Origin of the sequence: Pseudomonas sp. R45(2017) (assembly GCF_002112305.1) — a bacterium.
Classification (GTDB): Bacteria; Pseudomonadota; Gammaproteobacteria; order Pseudomonadales; family Pseudomonadaceae; genus Aquipseudomonas; species Aquipseudomonas paraglycinae.
Window position 1 is genome coordinate 339,162 of the sequence record NZ_NEHH01000005.1, and the last position, 17,020, is coordinate 356,181.

At 61.5% G+C, this 17,020-nt stretch carries 17 protein-coding genes; 6 read left to right on the forward strand and 11 right to left on the reverse strand.

Going from position 1 to position 17,020, the window contains the following annotated elements:
* Window positions 1-121 precede the first annotated feature (121 nt).
* Entirely contained in the window at window positions 122-754 is a 633-nt protein-coding gene (locus CAF74_RS14085; RefSeq protein ID WP_085746732.1) for a TetR/AcrR family transcriptional regulator, read from the forward strand.
* A gap of 70 nt (window positions 755-824) precedes the next feature.
* Here CAF74_RS14085 and CAF74_RS14090 read toward each other — a convergent pair whose 3' ends face one another.
* The 8 genes from CAF74_RS14090 to CAF74_RS14125 all read right to left on the reverse strand — a co-directional run bounded on the left by CAF74_RS14090 (window position 825) and on the right by CAF74_RS14125 (window position 8,154).
* Entirely contained in the window at window positions 825-1,040 is a 216-nt protein-coding gene (locus tag CAF74_RS14090; RefSeq protein ID WP_007953520.1) for a molybdopterin-binding protein, read from the reverse strand.
* Window positions 1,041-1,067: 27 nt separating this feature from the next.
* On the reverse strand, window positions 1,068-1,874 hold the full coding sequence (gene ssuB / locus CAF74_RS14095) for an aliphatic sulfonates ABC transporter ATP-binding protein (protein ID WP_085746733.1): 807 nt from the start codon (window positions 1,872-1,874) through the stop codon (window positions 1,068-1,070).
* Window positions 1,871-2,653, reverse strand: a complete 783-nt coding sequence (ssuC, locus tag CAF74_RS14100; protein ID WP_011336451.1) for an aliphatic sulfonate ABC transporter permease SsuC — start codon at window positions 2,651-2,653, stop codon at window positions 1,871-1,873. Before ssuC ends, ssuB begins: the two co-directional genes overlap by 4 nt.
* 9 nt (window positions 2,654-2,662) lie before the next feature.
* Complete coding sequence (ssuD, locus tag CAF74_RS14105) at window positions 2,663-3,811, reverse strand: FMNH2-dependent alkanesulfonate monooxygenase (protein WP_011336452.1); 1,149 nt, start codon at window positions 3,809-3,811, stop codon at window positions 2,663-2,665.
* 25 nt (window positions 3,812-3,836) lie between these two features.
* Window positions 3,837-4,817, reverse strand: a complete 981-nt coding sequence (locus CAF74_RS14110; RefSeq protein ID WP_007953529.1) for a sulfonate ABC transporter substrate-binding protein — start codon at window positions 4,815-4,817, stop codon at window positions 3,837-3,839.
* Window positions 4,818-4,907: 90 nt separating this feature from the next.
* Window positions 4,908-5,501: an NADPH-dependent FMN reductase gene (gene ssuE, locus CAF74_RS14115; protein WP_011336454.1), complete on the reverse strand. Its 594-nt coding sequence runs from the start codon at window positions 5,499-5,501 to the stop codon at window positions 4,908-4,910.
* 363 nt (window positions 5,502-5,864) lie between these two features.
* A complete protein-coding gene (locus CAF74_RS14120; RefSeq protein WP_085746734.1) occupies window positions 5,865-6,503 on the reverse strand; it encodes a peroxiredoxin in 639 nt (212 codons plus the stop codon).
* 295 nt (window positions 6,504-6,798) lie between these two features.
* Window positions 6,799-8,154 (reverse strand): OprD family porin, encoded by a 1,356-nt coding sequence (locus tag CAF74_RS14125; RefSeq protein WP_085746735.1) that lies wholly within the window; start codon window positions 8,152-8,154, stop codon window positions 6,799-6,801.
* Between the two features lie 364 nt (window positions 8,155-8,518).
* Between CAF74_RS14125 and tauA the strand changes: the two genes are divergently transcribed.
* Complete coding sequence (gene tauA / locus CAF74_RS14130) at window positions 8,519-9,508, forward strand: taurine ABC transporter substrate-binding protein (RefSeq protein WP_085746736.1); 990 nt, start codon at window positions 8,519-8,521, stop codon at window positions 9,506-9,508.
* Window positions 9,509-9,547: 39 nt separating this feature from the next.
* Here the strand turns inward: tauA and argA are convergent, their stop codons facing one another.
* Together argA and argE are read right to left on the reverse strand one after the other, a co-directional pair.
* Window positions 9,548-10,846 (reverse strand): amino-acid N-acetyltransferase, encoded by a 1,299-nt coding sequence (gene argA, locus CAF74_RS14135; RefSeq protein ID WP_007951778.1) that lies wholly within the window; start codon window positions 10,844-10,846, stop codon window positions 9,548-9,550.
* Between the two features lie 135 nt (window positions 10,847-10,981).
* Window positions 10,982-12,130 carry an acetylornithine deacetylase gene (argE, locus tag CAF74_RS14140; RefSeq protein ID WP_085746737.1) on the reverse strand — a complete coding sequence of 383 codons (1,149 nt, stop codon included), beginning with the start codon at window positions 12,128-12,130 and terminating at the stop codon, window positions 10,982-10,984.
* Between the two features lie 156 nt (window positions 12,131-12,286).
* Here argE and CAF74_RS14145 point away from each other — a divergent pair, with 156 nt between their 5' ends.
* Window positions 12,287-13,657, forward strand: coding sequence for an inorganic triphosphatase (locus CAF74_RS14145; RefSeq protein ID WP_085746738.1), 1,371 nt, complete (start codon window positions 12,287-12,289; stop codon window positions 13,655-13,657).
* Window positions 13,658-13,802: 145 nt separating this feature from the next.
* Here the strand turns inward: CAF74_RS14145 and CAF74_RS14150 are convergent, their stop codons facing one another.
* Window positions 13,803-14,273, reverse strand: a complete 471-nt coding sequence (locus tag CAF74_RS14150; RefSeq protein ID WP_007951785.1) for an Lrp/AsnC family transcriptional regulator — start codon at window positions 14,271-14,273, stop codon at window positions 13,803-13,805.
* A 126-nt stretch (window positions 14,274-14,399) separates the two neighbouring features.
* Between CAF74_RS14150 and CAF74_RS14155 the strand changes: the two genes are divergently transcribed.
* The 3 genes from CAF74_RS14155 to CAF74_RS14165 all read left to right on the forward strand — a co-directional run bounded on the left by CAF74_RS14155 (window position 14,400) and on the right by CAF74_RS14165 (window position 17,000).
* On the forward strand, window positions 14,400-14,738 hold the full coding sequence (locus tag CAF74_RS14155) for a hypothetical protein (RefSeq protein WP_085746739.1): 339 nt from the start codon (window positions 14,400-14,402) through the stop codon (window positions 14,736-14,738).
* Window positions 14,739-14,828: 90 nt separating this feature from the next.
* Complete coding sequence (locus CAF74_RS14160; protein ID WP_085746740.1) at window positions 14,829-16,613, forward strand: GspE/PulE family protein; 1,785 nt, start codon at window positions 14,829-14,831, stop codon at window positions 16,611-16,613.
* 69 nt (window positions 16,614-16,682) lie between these two features.
* The gene (locus CAF74_RS14165; protein ID WP_007951791.1) at window positions 16,683-17,000 is read left to right on the forward strand and encodes a DUF2388 domain-containing protein; all 318 of its coding nucleotides are present in this window, start codon (window positions 16,683-16,685) and stop codon (window positions 16,998-17,000) included.
* Window positions 17,001-17,020: the final 20 nt, after the last annotated feature.

Here is a 17,020-nt window from a genome sequence, read left to right on the forward strand (position 1 = left end):
GTGTACTCAAATCTTGTGTTCGACACAGATACCTGTGGGAGCTGGCTTGCCAGCGATGGCGGCCGACAAGACAACGCAAGAGCCGGCTCGTACAATGCCCGCTGCCCCGCAGGAGACTTTCATGACGCGTCCCGCCCCCGTCCGCAAACCCCGTGCCCGCAGTCAGGCACGGATCGATTCGATACTCGACGCCGCGCGCACGCTGCTGGCCGCCGAGGGCGTGGCGAGCCTGTCGATCTACAGCGTGGCCGAGCGCGCGCAGATTCCGCCCTCCTCGGTCTACCACTTCTTCGCCAGCGTCCCGGCGCTGCTCGAAGCGCTGACCGCCGATGTGCACGCGGCCTTCCGTGCCTGCCTGCAAGCGCCGATCGATCACGATGCCCTGCGCGACTGGCGTGACCTGTCGCGACTGGTCGAGGAGCGGATGCTGGAGATCTACGGCGAGGATGCCGCCGCCCGCCAGCTGATCCTCGCGCAGCACGGCCTCACCGAAGTCACCCAGGCCGACCGCCAGCACGACCTCGAACTCGGCGACCTGATGCACAAGTTGTTCGATCATCACTTCGAGCTGCCGCGCCTGCCGGACGATGTGGACGTGTTCGCGCTGGCCATGGAGCTGGGCGACCGCGTCTACGCCCGCTCGGTGCAGCAGCATGGACAGATCACACCGCGCATGGCCGAGGAAGGCATGCGGGTGTTCGATGCCTATATCGGGCTGTATCTGCCGCCCTATCTGCCCAAGCGGGTTCTCTAGCGCGGCACGCGACAGGCACAAAAAACCCCGAAGGGCTCACACCCTTCGGGGTTGTTTTTGTCCCACGCCCTTACAACTTGGCGATGGACACCTCGGTGGATTTCACGAAGGCGATCACTTCGCTGCCGACCTCCAGTTCCAGCTCCTTGACCGAACGGGTAGTGATCACCGACGTGACGATGCCGGAAGCGGTCTGCACGTCGATTTCCGACAGCACGTCGCCGAGAACGATCTCCTTGATCGCGCCTTTGAACTGGTTGCGTACGTTGATGGCTTTGATAGTCATGGCATTGATTCCTGTCGTTTGCTTGAGTTATTGAGCCCAACGCAGTTGCGTAGGCAAGGGTGAAACGGGTTCCGGCGCCGGCGGTTCGCCGGGCAGGGACAACACACGGTTGAGCACTTCGGTTTCCAGCGCCGCCAGGCGATGGGAGCCACGCACCCGAGGGCGCGGCAGCTCCACTTGCAGGTCGAGGCCGACTTCGCCGTCCTCGATCAGAATCACCCGGTCGGCAATCGCCACCGCTTCGCTGACGTCGTGGGTCACCAGCAGCACGGTGAAACCATGCTGTTGCCAGAGACGCTCGATCAGTTGCTGCATCTCGATCCGGGTCAGCGCATCCAGCGCGCCCAGCGGCTCGTCGAGCAGCAACAGACGCGGTTGATGGATCAGCGCCCGGGCCAGCGCCACACGCTGCTTCTGCCCGCCGGACAGCGCCGCCGGCCATTCATTGGCGCGATCGGCCAGACCGACCGCATCCAGCGCCTGCAAAGCTTGCGGGCGCCAGTCGCCCTTGAGGCCGAGACCGACGTTGTCGATGATCTTTTTCCACGGCAGCAGCCGTGCTTCCTGGAACATCAACCGGGTGTCATCCCGCGCATCGCTAAGCGGTGCAGCCCCGGCCAGCAAATCGCCGCCGGTGGGTTGATCGAGACCGGCGAGCAGGCGCAGCAAAGTACTTTTGCCGCATCCGCTGCGCCCGACCACCGCGACGAATTGCCCCGCCGGAATCTGCAGATCGATGTCACGCAGCACTTGCCGCGAGCCGAAGGTCTTTTGCAGGTTGCGCACCGCCAGCGGAATCCCGCGCAGCAGGCGTGGAGGTTGTTGAGCGGTCATGCCGCACCTCCTTTCGCCACTTGATACGCCGGATGCCAGCGCAGCCACACACGCTCAAGGCCACGGGCCGCGAGGTCGGCCAGCTTGCCGAGCACCGCGTACAGCAGAATCGCCAGCACCACCACGTCGGTCTGCAGGAACTCGCGGGCGTTCATCGCCAGGTAACCGATGCCGGAGCTGGCAGAGATGGTTTCCGCCACGATCAGGGTCAGCCACATGAAGCCCAGAGCGAAACGCACGCCGACCAGAATCGAAGGCAACGCACCCGGCAGAATCACCTGCCAGAACAGGCTGAAACCGGACAGGCCATAACTACGCGCCATCTCAACCAACGCCGGGTCGACGTTGCGGATGCCGTGATAGGTGTTGAGGTAGATCGGGAACAGCGTGCCCAATGCCACCAGGAAAATCTTCGCCGACTCATCGATGCCGAACCACAGGATCACCAGCGGAATCAGCGCCAGGTGCGGCACGTTGCGGATCATCTGCACCGAGCTGTCGAGCAGGCGTTCGCCCCACTTCGACAGGCCGGTGATGAAGCCCAGCACCAGACCGATGCTGCCACCGATGGTGAAGCCCAGCGCGGCGCGCCAGCCGCTGATCGCCAGGTGCGTCCAGATTTCGCCGCTGCGCACCAGGCTCACGCCGGCTTCGATCACCGCCACCGGCGCCGGCAGAATCCGCGTCGACAACCAACCCGCCGACACCGACAACTGCCACACCGCCAGCAACAACACCGGCAACGCCCAGGGCGCGAGGCTGTGGATAAATTTCTTCATGGCGGCGCCTCAGCTCTGGGACGCGGCTTTGGGAAGAATGTCGTTGGCCACCATCTCGCCGAACGGGCTGACGTAACCGGCGCTTTTCGGCAGTTCCGGACGCTCGACGTCGAGGTGCGGGAACAGCAGTTCAGCCACCCGATACGATTCTTCGAGGTGTGGATAACCGGAGAAGATGAAGGTATCGATGCCCAGATCCGCGTATTCCTTCACCCGTGCAGCTACGGTCGGGCCGTCGCCGACCAACGCCGTCCCGGCACCGCCGCGCACCAGACCGACGCCGGCCCACAGGTTCGGGCTGACTTCGAGGTTGTCGCGGCTGCCACCGTGCAGCGCGGCCATGCGTTGCTGGCCGACCGAATCGAACCGCGCCAGCGAAGCCTGGGCACGTTTGATGGTGTCGTCGTCCAGATGCGAAATCAGGCGATCCGCCGCTTGCCAGGCTTCGGCGTTGGTTTCCCGCACGATCACATGCAGACGAATGCCGAAGCGCACGGTGCGGCCGAGCTTGGCGGCTTTGGCGCGCACCTGTTCGATCTTCTCGGCAACGGCTGCGGGCGGCTCGCCCCAGGTCAGAACCATTTCCACTTGCTCGGCGGCCAGATCCTGCGCCGCTTCCGACGAACCACCGAAATACAGCGGCGGACGCGGTTGCTGGATCGGCGGATAGAGCAATTTGGCGCCCTTGACGCTGATGTGCTCGCCGTCGTAATCCACGGTTTCGCCTTCCAGCACCCGGCGCCAGATCCGGGTGAATTCCACCGAGGCCTGATAGCGCGCTTCGTGATCGAGGAACAGACCGTCGCCGGCCAACTCTTCCGGATCGCCACCGGTCACTAGGTTGAACAGCGCACGACCGCCGGACAGACGATCCAGCGTTGCCGCCTGACGCGCCGCCACCGTCGGGGAAATGATCCCGGGCCGCAGGGCGACAAGGAATTTCAGACGCTGGGTCACCGGGATCAGCGATGCCGCCACCAGCCACGAGTCCTCGCAGGAGCGGCCGGTGGGAATCAGCACGCCGCCAAAACCCAGTCGATCCGCCGCTTGCGCGACCTGTTGCAGATAGCCGTGGTCGACGGCGCGGGCGCCTTCGGCGGTGCCAAGGTAATGGCCGTCGCCGTGGGTAGGCAGGAACCAGAAGATGTTGAGGCTCATGGAGTGGTCTCCTTGGGGATTCGATTTACTGGGCTTGGGTGACCGAGCTTTGGGCCACAGCGGCCGGTGGGGTCCAGATCACGTCCTTGATGCTCAACGGCTTGGGAATCAACTTGAGCTGGTAGAAGGTGTCGGCGATTTTCTGTTGTGCGGCGACCACTTCCGGGGTCAGGAACAGCGCGCCGTAGCCCTGGCGTTTCACCGAGGTCAGGGTGATGTCTGCCGGCAGGCCGAGCAGCGGCGACACCTGTTGGGTCACGTCTTCCGGGTTGGCCTTGGACCATTCGCCTACGGCGCGCACTTCTTCCACGAGGGTCTTGATCACCTCGGGATTTTTCTGTGCGTAGGGTTTGGTCGCCAGGTAGAACTGGTGGTTGTCGACGATGCCTTTGCCGTCACGCAGGGTGTGCGCTTGCAGCTGTTTTTCGGCGGCGGCCTGGTACGGGTCCCAGATGACCCAGGCGTCGACGCTGCCACGTTCGAACGCGGCGCGGGCATCGGCCGGCGGCAGGAATACGGTTTGAATGTCGGTGTACTTGAGGCCGGCGTCTTCCAGCGCACGCACCAGCAGGTAGTGGACGTTGGAGCCTTTGTTCAGGGCGACTTTCTTGCCCTTGAGATCCGCCACCGATTTGATCGGCGAATCTTTCGGCACGAGGATCGCTTCGCTGTTCGGCGCTGGCGGCTCGTAGGCCACGTAGAGCAGATCCGCACCGGCCGCCTGGGCGAAGACCGGCGGGGTTTCGCCGGTGACACCGAAGTCGATCGAGCCGACGTTCAGGCCTTCGAGCAGTTGCGGGCCGCCGGGGAATTCAGTCCATTGCACGTCGACGCCTTGGGCGGCGAGGCGTTTTTCCAGCGTGCCTTTGGCTTTGAGCAGCACCAGTGTGCCGTACTTCTGATAACCGATACGCAGGGTTTCGGCTTGAGCTTGAGTGATGGCGCCGAAGGACACAGCCGCAGCAAACAGAGCGACCAGACCACGACGCAAAAATACAGTGCGCATAGCGCTCTCCTTTTTGCTGTTGGGTTTTGGCTGCACCTGCTTGGCCGTTGGCGGCTGAGTAAGGTGAGTACTTCAAATGCGGGTGAAGCTTCAAATGCTCCAGCGAGCACTCAACAAACGTTCATTCAACAGCCCCGGCTCCAGCGGCTTCGGCCGGCGGGCCATGGCGCTGACAAACTGGTCCAGCGCTTCATGCAACCGCTGCTCCAGCGCCGGCGCCAACTGCGCCTGGGCACTGCCTTCGCCGTAGGCGATCTGGCTGTCCTCGGCAAAAATTCCTTGCAGCATTTCCTGGGCCTTCAACGCCGACAGCACAGGCTTGAGGGCGTAATCGACCACCAGCATGTGGGCGATGCTGCCGCCGGTGGCCATCGGCAAAACGATCTTGTGGTTCAGCGCACGCTCGGGCAGCAGATCCAGCACGGTCTTCAGGGCGCCGGAAAACGACGCCTTGTACACCGGCGTGGCGATCAGCAGGCCATCGGCGTTTTCAATCTGTTGCAGCAGGTCGAGCACCTTCGGGCTGTCGAAGCGGGCGTGGAGCAGGTCTTCGGCCGGGAAGTCCCGCACCTGATAACTCACCACTTCCACCCCTTGCTGCTGCAACCAGCGTTGCGAGCGCTCCAGCAACACCCCGGAGCGGGAACGTTGACTGGGACTGCCACCGAGTGAGACGACCAGCATTCAGACGATTCCTTGCGCGTTACAGGCGATTCGCGGGTTGCGATCTCGCTTCGATGTCAGTGACCTTACCAGTTGATTCATATATCCATAAATCATATTTATTCATTTGGTTATTCTTTATGGAGATATGCATTTCATTTTCTTGCGGCAAAAAAACAGGCCGTCAAAGCGGCCTGAAACCCTGCATCGTGGTTCGTACTGATCGCTCTCCGACACTGATGATCGTTCCCACGTCGAGGCGTCGAACCGTCTGCGTGGGAATGAATCCATGGACGCTCCGCGGCCACTGTGACGCAGAGCGTCACGGGCGGCATTCCCACGCGGAGCGTGGGAACGATCTGCAACGAGATGCGCCCGGTCAGATCACTTGTTCGGCTGTGGTGTGAGGCGCAGGTACGGTTTCACCGCGCGATAGCCCTTCGGAAAGCGCTGCTTGATTTCGTCTTCGTCCTTGAGCGACGGCACGATCACCACCTCTTCACCGTCCTGCCAGTTGGCCGGGGTGGCCACCTTGTAGTTGTCGGTGAGCTGCAGCGAATCGATCACCCGCAAGATCTCGTGGAAGTTGCGCCCGGTGCTCGCCGGGTAGGTGATGGTCAGGCGGATCTTCTTGTTCGGATCGATCACGAACAGCGAACGCACGGTCAGGGTGTCGTTGGCGTTCGGGTGGATCAGATCGTACAGATCGGACACCCTGCGATCGGCATCGGCCAGGATCGGGAAGTTGACGATGGTGTTCTGGGTTTCGTTGATGTCCTCGATCCACTTGTGGTGCGAGTCCACCGGGTCGACCGACAGGGCAATGGCTTTCACGCCGCGCTTGTTGAACTCGTCCTTGAGCTTGGCAGTGAAGCCCAGCTCGGTGGTGCAGACCGGGGTAAAGTCCGCCGGGTGGGAAAACAGCACGCCCCAGCTATCGCCCAGCCATTCGTGGAAACGAATCTTGCCGGCGCTGGAATCCTGTTCGAAATCGGGGGCGATATCGCCAAGTCTGAGGCTCATGGTGCGGCTCCTGATGAGTGGTTGGAGACCTCAACTGTAGCTCGGGATTCGATCTTCTGAAAAAGAATAAATAACTAAATATTTATATCTTTATAGAATATTAAACATCTGTTCACTGGACGTCCCGCAGCATCGCGACGAACATCGCCCTCAAGGTTCGAGAAGGCCTTGAGTTGCTGTAAAGAGGGGAACATCGGGAAAGGCTTACGGGGGTGAGCCGGACCCGAAAACGCAAAAGCCCCTTCCGGCGCGATGCCGGACGGGGCTTTTTTACATCAGTTACCTGAGCGCGCTATTACAGCAGCGGGATCGAGTAGCTGAGGATCAGACGGTTTTCGTCCTGGTCGCGAACACCGGCGATGTTGGTACGCCAGGTAGCGTTTTTCCACATGAAGCCGACGTTTTTCAGCGGGCCTTCCGGCACGACGTAACCGATGGTCAGGTCGCGTTCCCACTCGGTGTCGCCGTTGCCGTTTTCACGACCGGTGGAAGTTACGGTGTCGATGTTATCGCCACGCAGGTAAACCATACCGGCGGTCAGGCCCGGTACGCCAACCTTGGCGAAGTCATACGAGTAGCGAGCTTGCCAGGTACGTTCGCCGGCACGGCCGAACTTCTGGATCTGCATGTCGGTGATGGTGTAGTTCGACGAACCGTCGCCCTGGTTCAGCCAAGGGAAGTCGCTGCTGCCGTTGGAAACCTGGTAGCCGCCACCGAAAGTGTGACCTTCAACGGTGTACAGGAACAGACCGCTGTAGAGGTTGTTGTCGACTTTACCGCGACCGCTGGCAACACCGGAGTAGTTACCGCTGCTGAAGTAAGCAGGCGTGTTGCCGTTGCGGCCGTCGTCAGAGCTGTTGAAGTAACGGAAGTCAGACTTCAATACGCCCGGGCCGATTGCCCAGTTGTGGACCAGACCCAGGAAGTGTTGCTTGTAGAAATCTTCCAGGTTGCCGTAGTAGTACTGGGCAGTCAGGTCTTTGGTGATCTTGTAGTCACCACCGGCGTAAATGAACTTGTTGCTGTTAACGGTACGCGGTGCCGCGCCGTTGATAGACAGCTGCTCATTGTTGCTGGAGTTACGACCCTTCGCGTGCTCGATCTGACCACCGACCAGGGTCAGGTCCTTGATTTCGCCGGAAGTGATCTGGCCACCCTGCCAGGTTTGTGGCAGCAGGCGACCGTCGTTGGTCACGATGACCGGGTTCTTCGGCTGCAGGGTACCCAGCTTCAGTTCAGTCTGGGAAATCTTGGCTTTGGCAGTCAGGCCCAGGCTGGAGAAGTTATCAACCGCTTGACCATTGGATTCGCTTGGGAAAACAGTGCCGCCGTAAGCGGTGCCAGGATTACCGTTAGCAGCAACGTTGCCGTTGGTGCCGCCGCCCGAATCCAGACGTACGCCCAGCAGGCCGATGGCGTCGATACCGAAGCCTACGGTGCCTTGGGTGTAGCCGGAGATGAAACGCAGATCGAAGCCTTGGCCCCACTCTTCGTTGCGGCTTGGTTCGGCAGTGCCGCTACGGTTGTCAGTGTTGATGTAGAAGTTACGCAGCCCCAAGGTGGCCTTGCTGTCTTCGATGAAACCGGCGGCGCCTGCCTGCTGCGCCAAAACCCCTACGGCCACGGCCAGGGCCAAGGTGGACTTGTTCATGTTTCGCTCCTCTCGTTTCTAATTCTTGTGTTCCTGGTCCGGGGTCTGATGCCCCTGGATCCTAAGATGCGCGATTAGCGCCAGACCGTGACTGACAAGTCAATCGTAACCTTGTATGTCTACGACCAAGGTCTAATCGCAGTGATTTGGTCCCTGCAGGGTAAAGACTTCCTGATAAACCCAAAAAGAATTTATTAATTCTTTTTGATACCTTTCAGCTATATGGCCAGCCATTTGCCATCCTTACCGGATACAGCGTATCGGCGACTAAGCTCATTACTAAATGGTATTTGTTAGCCTTTTTTTAGATCGATTAGCTTTGACGCAACCCCGATTCGTCAAACCCTATCGAAAAGGCGACGCCATGATGGCCAAACGCGCACTATCTAGTCAATTTGTTACAGTTTGTGTGTCGGCGCTGATTTCTTTTTCAGCCCATGCCGCCAACCTCACCGTCGGCTACCAGACCGGTATTGACCCGAGCAAAGTCCCCCAGGCCGACGGCGTGTACGAGAAGGCCATCGGCGAGAAAATCGACTGGCGTCGGTTCAACAGCGGCCCGGAAGTTGTGACAGCCATCGCCTCCGGCGATGTGCAGATCGGCAACCTCGGCTCCAGCCCGCTGGCGGCCGCTGCTTCGCGCAATCTGCCGATCGTGGCCTTTATCGTCTCGGCGCAGATCAATGCCGCCGAAGCACTGGTGGTGCGTAACGGCAGCGGTATCAACAAGCCCGAAGACCTGATCGGCAAGACCATCGCCACCCCGTTCGTTTCCACCTCCCACTACAGCCTGCTCGGTGCGCTCAAGCACTGGGGCCTGGACACCTCGAAAGTCAAAGTGGTGAACCTGCAACCCGCAGAAATCGCGGCAGCCTGGAGGCGTGGCGACATCGACGGTGCCTTTGTCTGGTCGCCGGCGCTGGGTGAAATCCGCAAGACCGGCAAGACCCTGACCGATGCCGCGCAGGTCGGCCAGTGGGGCGCGCCGACCTTCGAAGTCTGGGTCGCGCGCAAGGACTTTGCCGAGAAGCATCCTGAAGTCGTGGCCAAGTTCGCCAAGGTGACTCTGGACTCGTTCGCGGATTACGCCGCCCATAAAGACAGCTGGACAGCCGACTCGGTGCCTGTACAAAAAATCGCCAAACTGACCGGTGCCAATGCTGCCGACGTACCGGAATTGCTCGCGGGTTCGGCCTTCCCGGACGCCCAGGCGCAACAGACCACGGCGCTGCTGGACGGCGGCACGGCGAAGGCAATTGGTGAGACGGCAAAATTTTTGAAGGAACAGGGCAAGGTCGAAAGCGTTTTGCCTGACTACTCGCCGTATGTCAGTGCGAAATTTGTAGCGGAGTAAACAAATTGCCCCCACGCATCCCGTGGGGGCAATCGCATATCACAGAGACTTTTCGAAGATCTTCGAATTGCGCTGATAGTTATAGAGAGAAGCCCGCGCCGCCGGCAGGCGTTCAACGCTGCTCGGCTCGAAACCGCGCTCGCGGAACCAGTGGGCAGTGCGGGTGGTGAGGACGAACAAAGTCTTCAGGCCCTGCGCCCGGGCACGGGTCTCGATGCGCTCGAGCAATTCGTCGCCGCGACCGCCATGGCGATACTCGGGATTCACCGCCAGGCACGCCAGCTCGCCGGCATCCGAATCGGCAATCTGATACAGCGCCGCACAGGCGATGATCATCCCTTCACGCTCGACCACGCTGAACTGCTCGATTTCGCGTTCCAGCACTTCGCGCGAGCGACGCACCAGAATGCCCTGCTCTTCCAGCGGGCTGATCAGATCGAGCAAACCGCCGACGTCTTCGATCGCCGCCTCGCGCACCAGTTCGAATTGCTCCTGGGCCACCAGCGTACCGCCACCGTCACGGGTGAACAGTTCGGTCAGAAGCGCGCCGTCCTCGGCATAACTGACGATATGGCTGCGCGCCACGCCGCCACGACAGGCTTCGGCGGCGGCATCCAGCAGTTCGGCCTGATAGTTGCTGCCCAGACGCTGCAAATGCGCCGGTACCTGTTGCGGACGCAGCTCGCGCACCAGTTTGCCGTTTTCGTCGATCAGACCGAGGTCGGCACCGAACAGCAGCAGCTTGTCTGCACCCAGATCGATGGCGGCGCGGGTGGCGACGTCTTCGCAAGCCAGATTGAAGATTTCACCGGTCGGCGAATAACCCAGCGGCGACAGCAACACGATGGAGCGCTCATCGAGCAGGCGGTTGATGCCTTTGCGGTCGACCCGGCGCACTTCGCCGGTGTGGTGATAGTCGACACCTTCCAGCACGCCGATCGGCCGCGCCGTAACAAGGTTGCCGCTGGCCACCCGCAGGCGCGAGCCCTGCATCGGCGACGAAGCCATGTCCATCGACAGCCGCGCTTCGATGGCAATACGCAACTGGCCGACCGCGTCGATCACGCACTCCAGCGTCGCGGCATCAGTGATGCGCATGCCGTGGTGGTAATGCGGGGTCAGGCCGCGTGCAGCAAGGCGGGTTTCGATCTGCGGACGGGAACCATGAACCAGTACCAGCCGCACGCCGAGGCTGTGCAGCAGCACGATGTCATGGACGATGTTGCCGAAATTCGGATGCTCCACGCCGTCGCCCGGGAGCATGACAACGAAGGTGCAATCGCGGTGAGCATTGATATAAGGAGACGCGTGGCGAAGCCAATTGACGTATTCGGGCATGAACCTGGGCCTGTAATAAATAGCAGCCGGAAAAAGGGCAGAACGGAAAACGCACAGCGGGCTGATGGTTATCGTCGGAACAGGCTTGGCGACACGCGCGCTCTCCTCATGAATACGGGTGGGTGTGTGGGCAATTTATACAGCTTTGAGACAGTAATGTTCGATCAACTGCCGCAATAGATGCACGGTAGGCTGCAAACGTGACAATTCGAGGTACTCGCCCGGCTGGTGCGCACAGGCGATGTCGCCGGGGCCAAGTACGATGGTTTCGCAGCCAAGGCGCTGAAGATAAGGCGCTTCGGTGCCGAACGCTACCGCTTCGGCCGTATGGCCGGTGAGTTTTTCGGCAATTCGCACCAGTTCCGCGTCTTCGGCCTGCTCGAACGGCGGCACTTCGGGAAACAGCGGCGCGTAATCGATTTTCACCTGATGGCGTTCGGCGACCGGGTTGAGCCTGCGCAGAATCTCGCTGCGCAAGAGCTTGGGGTCCATTCCCGGCAACGGCCGCAGGTCGAACTCCAGCGAACACTGACCGCAGATGCGGTTGGGGTTGTCGCCACCGTGGATGCAGCCGAAGTTCATGGTCGGCTGCGGCACGCTGAACTGCGGGTTGTTGAATTCGCGCTGCCACAGCAGGCGCAGGCCGCGCAGTTCGCCGATGGCATCGTGCATCGCTTCGAGGGCGCTGTGCCCCAGGCGCGGATCCGACGAATGGCCGCTCTGCCCAAGGATATCGATGCGCTCCATCATGATGCCTTTGTGCATGCGGATTGGTTTGAGCCCGGTCGGCTCGCCGATCACCGCAGCCCGGCCCAGCGGTCGCCCCGCTTCGGCCAGCGCACGGGCACCGGACATCGAGCTTTCTTCATCGCAGGTGGCGAGGATCAGCAGCGGTTGTTTGAACGGCTGATCGAGCAGCGGTTGCACGGCTTCGATGATCAGGGCGAAAAAGCCCTTCATGTCGCAGCTGCCGAGGCCGACCCAGCGGCCGTCGACTTCGGTGAGTTTCAGCGGGTCGGTTTTCCACAGCGCATCGTCGTACGGCACCGTGTCGCTGTGCCCGGCCAGCACCAGCCCGCCGGGGCCGCTGCCAAAACTGGCGAGCAGGTTGAATTTTCCGGAGCTGACCTGCTGGATGTCGCAGCTGAAACCGAGGTCGCCGAGCCAGCCCGCGAGCAGATCGATCACCGCCCGGTTGGACTGATCGAGCCGCGGCTGAGTGCAACTGACCGACGGCGCGGCGATCAGTGCAGCGAACTGGTCTTGCATGGACGGCAAAGGCATCGCTGACTCCAACTCCCGGATTGAGGTTCATCATAGAACCATCCGGCGCCGAGAATAAACCGCCGCAAAGCGTAGGAAGGTTCAGTCCTGTACACTGCACGGCCTTGGCAGCCACACATTCCCCCGGCTGCGCTCCCGATCCTGGATTTTCCGGCCATGCAGAAAGAAACCGAAATCAAACTCCGCGTCAGCCGCGAAACCCTCGCCGCCCTGCGCGAGCACCCTCTCCTGAAAAAACGCAACAAAAGTGGCTGGGAACGCCGTGAGTTGATGAATCAGTACTTCGACACGCCTGAGCGTGACCTGGCCCGGGCCAAGGTTGCCCTGCGCCTGCGCAAGGACGGCGAAGAGGTGATTCAGACCCTCAAGACCCGTGGCCAGAGCGTCGCCGGTCTGTCCGAGCGTAACGAGTACGACTGGAACCTGCCCAAAGCCAAGCTCGACGTGAAGAAACTCGACGGCGAATGCTGGCCCGAGTCCCTCGCCGAGCTGGACAAGAAAACCCTGAAGCCGATCTTCACCACCGATTTCGTCCGCGAACGCGCCGAAATCGCGTGGGGCCGTGGCAAGACCAAAGTGGTCATCGAAGCCGCGCTGGATCTGGGCCACGTGGTAGTCGGCAAACAGAAAGAAGAAATCTGCGAGCTGGAACTGGAATTGCGCGAAGGCGAACCTGCCGCGCTGCTGGAACTGGCCGCCGAACTGGCCGAAACCCTGGCCCTGATGCCGTGCGACATCAGCAAGGCCGAGCGCGGCTATCGTCTGTACGACGCCAACAGCTACTCGCTGAGCCTGCCGGCGCCGGCCATCACTGCTGAAACCCCGCTGGACGACGCCTTCGCCGCCCTGGCCTGGCACTTGCTCGGCAGCAGCCAGCGTCTGGCCGAACAGTATCGCTTCAACGGCCACTGGCGCCTGCTGCAGGACTGGGTCGAGAACCTCGCGGAAATGCGCGCCCTGCTGAGCAGCCTCGGCCAGGCCGCACCGCGTCCTTCGACTCACGACTTGCGCGTTGCGCTGGATGCGCTGCTGGAAGACTGGCGTCCGCTGGTGCAGGTCGGCATCGAAGACGAGGACGTGCGCAAAGCCGCGCCGGAGCAGTTCCTCGAAGAACTGGAAGACCCGCGCTGGGGCCTGTTCTCGCTGAACGCTTCGCGCTGGTTGCTGGCCCGCACCTGGACGGCTGACCGCAACACCCGTGGCAATCGCCAGGGTGCCGCGCAGTTGCAAAGCTGGCTGCCGCGCCTGCTGGGCGAAGAAGCCACTTCGCTGCAATTGCAGCGTTATCAGCAGCAGCCGGAAGATCTGGCCGAGCAACTGCCGCGCATTGAACGCATACAGGTCTGGCTGCACCACGCGCGCAACGTGCTGGACATCCCGGAAATGGATCGGCTGTACGGCGAGCTGAACAAACTGGCGCAACTGGCCAACGAGCCGACCATTACCGACGAACTGCTCGATGCGCGCAAGCATCAGGCGATTGCGGTGTACCAGAATCGCGCCTGGAAAATGCTGCTGCGCATGTAACACCGGCGAAAGATCGTTCCCACGTCGAGGCGTCGAACCGTCTGCGTGGGAATGCAGCCCGGGACGCTCCGCGTCCCAAAGCGGACGCAGAGCGTCCATTGAGGCATTCCCACGCGGAGCGTGGGAACGATCATCCCCCGCGTGATCAGCGCAGTACCGGCAAACTGGTCGTGGACTTGATCTCCGACAGCGCCACAATCGAGTTCACTTCCTGAATCCCCGGCACCAGCGACAGCTTCTCGAAGAAGAACCGCTCATACGCCTCGATGTCCGCCGCGACAATCCGCAACAGAAAATCCACCGCTCCCATCAGCACGTAACACTCCAGAACTTCGGGAAAACCGCGAATCGCCTCGGTGAATTCGGTGAAGTTCGAACGGCCGTGGGCGTTGAGTTTGATCTCGGCAAAGATCTGCGTGTTCAGACCGATCTTCTTGCGATCGAGCAAAGTCACCTGGCCACGAATGATCCCCTCCTCCTTCATCCGCTGAATCCGTCGCCAGCACGGCGATTGCGACAGCCCCACCTGCTCGGCGATCTGTGCGCTGGACAAGGAAGCGTCCTCTTGCAGCAGGGCGAGAATGCGCCGGTCGTAGCTGTCCAACTCGCTGTGCATAAATAATCCTCAAAAGAAGCCAATAGCGAATTGATTCCACCAATCAACCGCCTGATCAGCTCATCTTAGACAAGAAATGCCCGGCATCGGATGTAAAAATTCCTCCACTGATTCCGGAGACCTCCCATGCCACACCTCGAAGCCGTCAACACCCCTGCGCCCCGTGCCGATGTGTGGAACGCCAGCAACGCCCATTGCCTTGCGCAGTATCAGATCCTGGCCGAGGCCGAGCCGGATTTGCTGGTGCGGGTCCTGAACCTGTTCGCCTTGCAGTGCCTCACCCCGGAACAGGTGAATGTCCAGCGGCTGGACGATCTGCTGTCGATCGACATCGTCATGAGCGGCCTGAGCTGGCACCGCGCCCAGGTGATCGCGGAAAAACTTCGTAACCTGATCAGCGTCTGCTCGGTGAACCTGCAAAACCCCGACGTGGCGTGGGATGCACCGGCGCAGGCGGCCGGCTGACAAGAACCGAAACGTCTTCGTCGGGTAGTGGCCCAACGGTCGGCAGGGCCACGACTATCCTTTGCGCAATGTCGTTCAAAAGGAGCCCGCATGTCCGTTCAACTCGCCACTCAGGACCGCTGGCTGGATCTCAATGAGGTACTGCGTGAACTGGTCGCCCAAGGGTTCATCTGCCAGGACTCGGCCGAGCAGGCGCTGAATGCCCGGCGCCGGCATGCCGCCCACGGCCAGAAGCACCCCCTGGAATTCATCGCCAGCCAGCAACTGGACGACCTCAGCCGTCCGGGCAAACACCTCGACCTGGAAAGCCTGACCCTGTGGCTGGCGCAGCAGGCCGGCCAGCCGTACCTGCGGATCGATCCGCTGAAGATCAACGTCGCGGCCATCACGCCGCTGATGTCCTATGCCTTTGCCCAGCGCCACAAGATTCTCGCGGTGTCGGTCGACCGCGACGCGGTGACCGTGGCCAGCGCCCAGCCCTATGTCAGCGGCTGGGAGGCCGATCTGACTCACGTCCTGAAACTGCCGATCAAACGGGTGGTGGCCAACCCGGCGGACATCCAGCGTTTCAGCGTCGAATTCTTCCGCCTCGCCAAATCGGTCAGCGGCGCCAGCAATGCCGATGCGCAGAGCGGCAACCTCGGCAACTTCGAACAACTGCTCAACCTCGGCGCCAGCGATCAGGAACCGGACGCCAACGACGCGCACATCGTCAACATCGTCGACTGGCTGTTCCAGTACGCCTTCCAGCAGCGGGCCAGCGACATCCACATCGAACCCCGGCGCGATCAAGGCACCGTTCGCTTTCGCATCGACGGCGTGCTGCACAACGTCTATCAATTTCCACCCCAGGTGACGATGGCCATTGTCAGCCGCCTGAAAAGCCTTGGCCGGATGAACGTCGCCGAGAAGCGCAAACCCCAGGACGGCCGGGTCAAGACCAAGACCCCGGACGGCGGCGAAGTCGAGTTGCGCCTGTCGACCCTGCCCACCGCGTTCGGCGAAAAAATGGTGATGCGGATCTTCGACCCGGAAGTGCTGCTCAAGGATTTCGATCAGCTGGGGTTTTCCACCGACGACCTGAGGCGCTGGCAGGACATGACCCGTCAGCCCAACGGCATCATCCTGGTCACCGGCCCGACCGGTTCCGGCAAGACCACCACGCTGTACACCACACTGAAAAAACTGGCGACTCCGGAGGTCAACCTCTGCACCATCGAGGACCCGATCGAGATGGTCGAGCCGGCCTTCAACCAGATGCAGGTCCAGCACAACATCGACCTGACGTTCGCCGCCGGTGTGCGCGCGCTGATGCGGCAGGACCCGGACATCATCATGATCGGCGAGATCCGTGACCTGGAGACCGCCGAAATGGCGATCCAGGCGGCGTTGACCGGGCACCTGGTGCTCTCGACCCTGCACACCAACGATGCGCCGAGCGCCATCAGCCGTCTGCTGGAACTCGGCGTGCCGCATTACCTGATCAAGGCCACCGTGCTCGGCGTCATGGCGCAACGATTGGTGCGAACCCTGTGCCCGCACTGCAAGGCGCCGCTGACTCTTGATGAAGAAGACTGGCAAACCCTGACCCGGCCGTGGCAGGCGCCGCTGCCGGGCAATGCGCAACGGGCCATCGGTTGCCTGGAGTGTCGCGACACCGGTTATCACGGGCGCGCCGGGGTCTACGAAATCATGCAACTGACCGACAGCCTCAAGGCCTTGATCAGCCCCGACACCGACCTCACCGCGATCCGTCGGCAGGCGTTCAAGGAAGGCATGCGCAGCCTGCGATTGTCCGGCGCGCAGAAAGTTGCTGCGGGGCTGACAACCCTTGAGGAAGTGCTGCGGGTGACGCCACAGAGCGAGCAGAAATAGCCGCTCACGGAACCGGATCGGGGAAACGGCGATCCAACCGGTTATTCAACACCAGTGGAGTCACCCAACATGCGTCTCAAACTTGCTGTCGCCACCCTTGCCCTGCTGTCTCTGCCCGTCGGTTCGGCAATGGCCGACAGCTTTTGGCGTAACGTCATTTCGTCCGGTGCCACCACCGGCTCGACCTACCTGACCTTCAAGGATCACAAACTGATCGTTGCCGCCCAGGACGATGCCGGCAGCTTCGTCGCCAGCGACGGCGGTATCCGTGGCCCGTACCTGGAAGCCGCGATGCAGAAAGTCCGCGCCGACAACCCGGGCCTGCAGGCAACGGACATGGAACTGGCGAACGCGATTCTGGCGAAGAACGCCGTGGCGTCGGAATAACCTTCCGGACAGACAAAAAT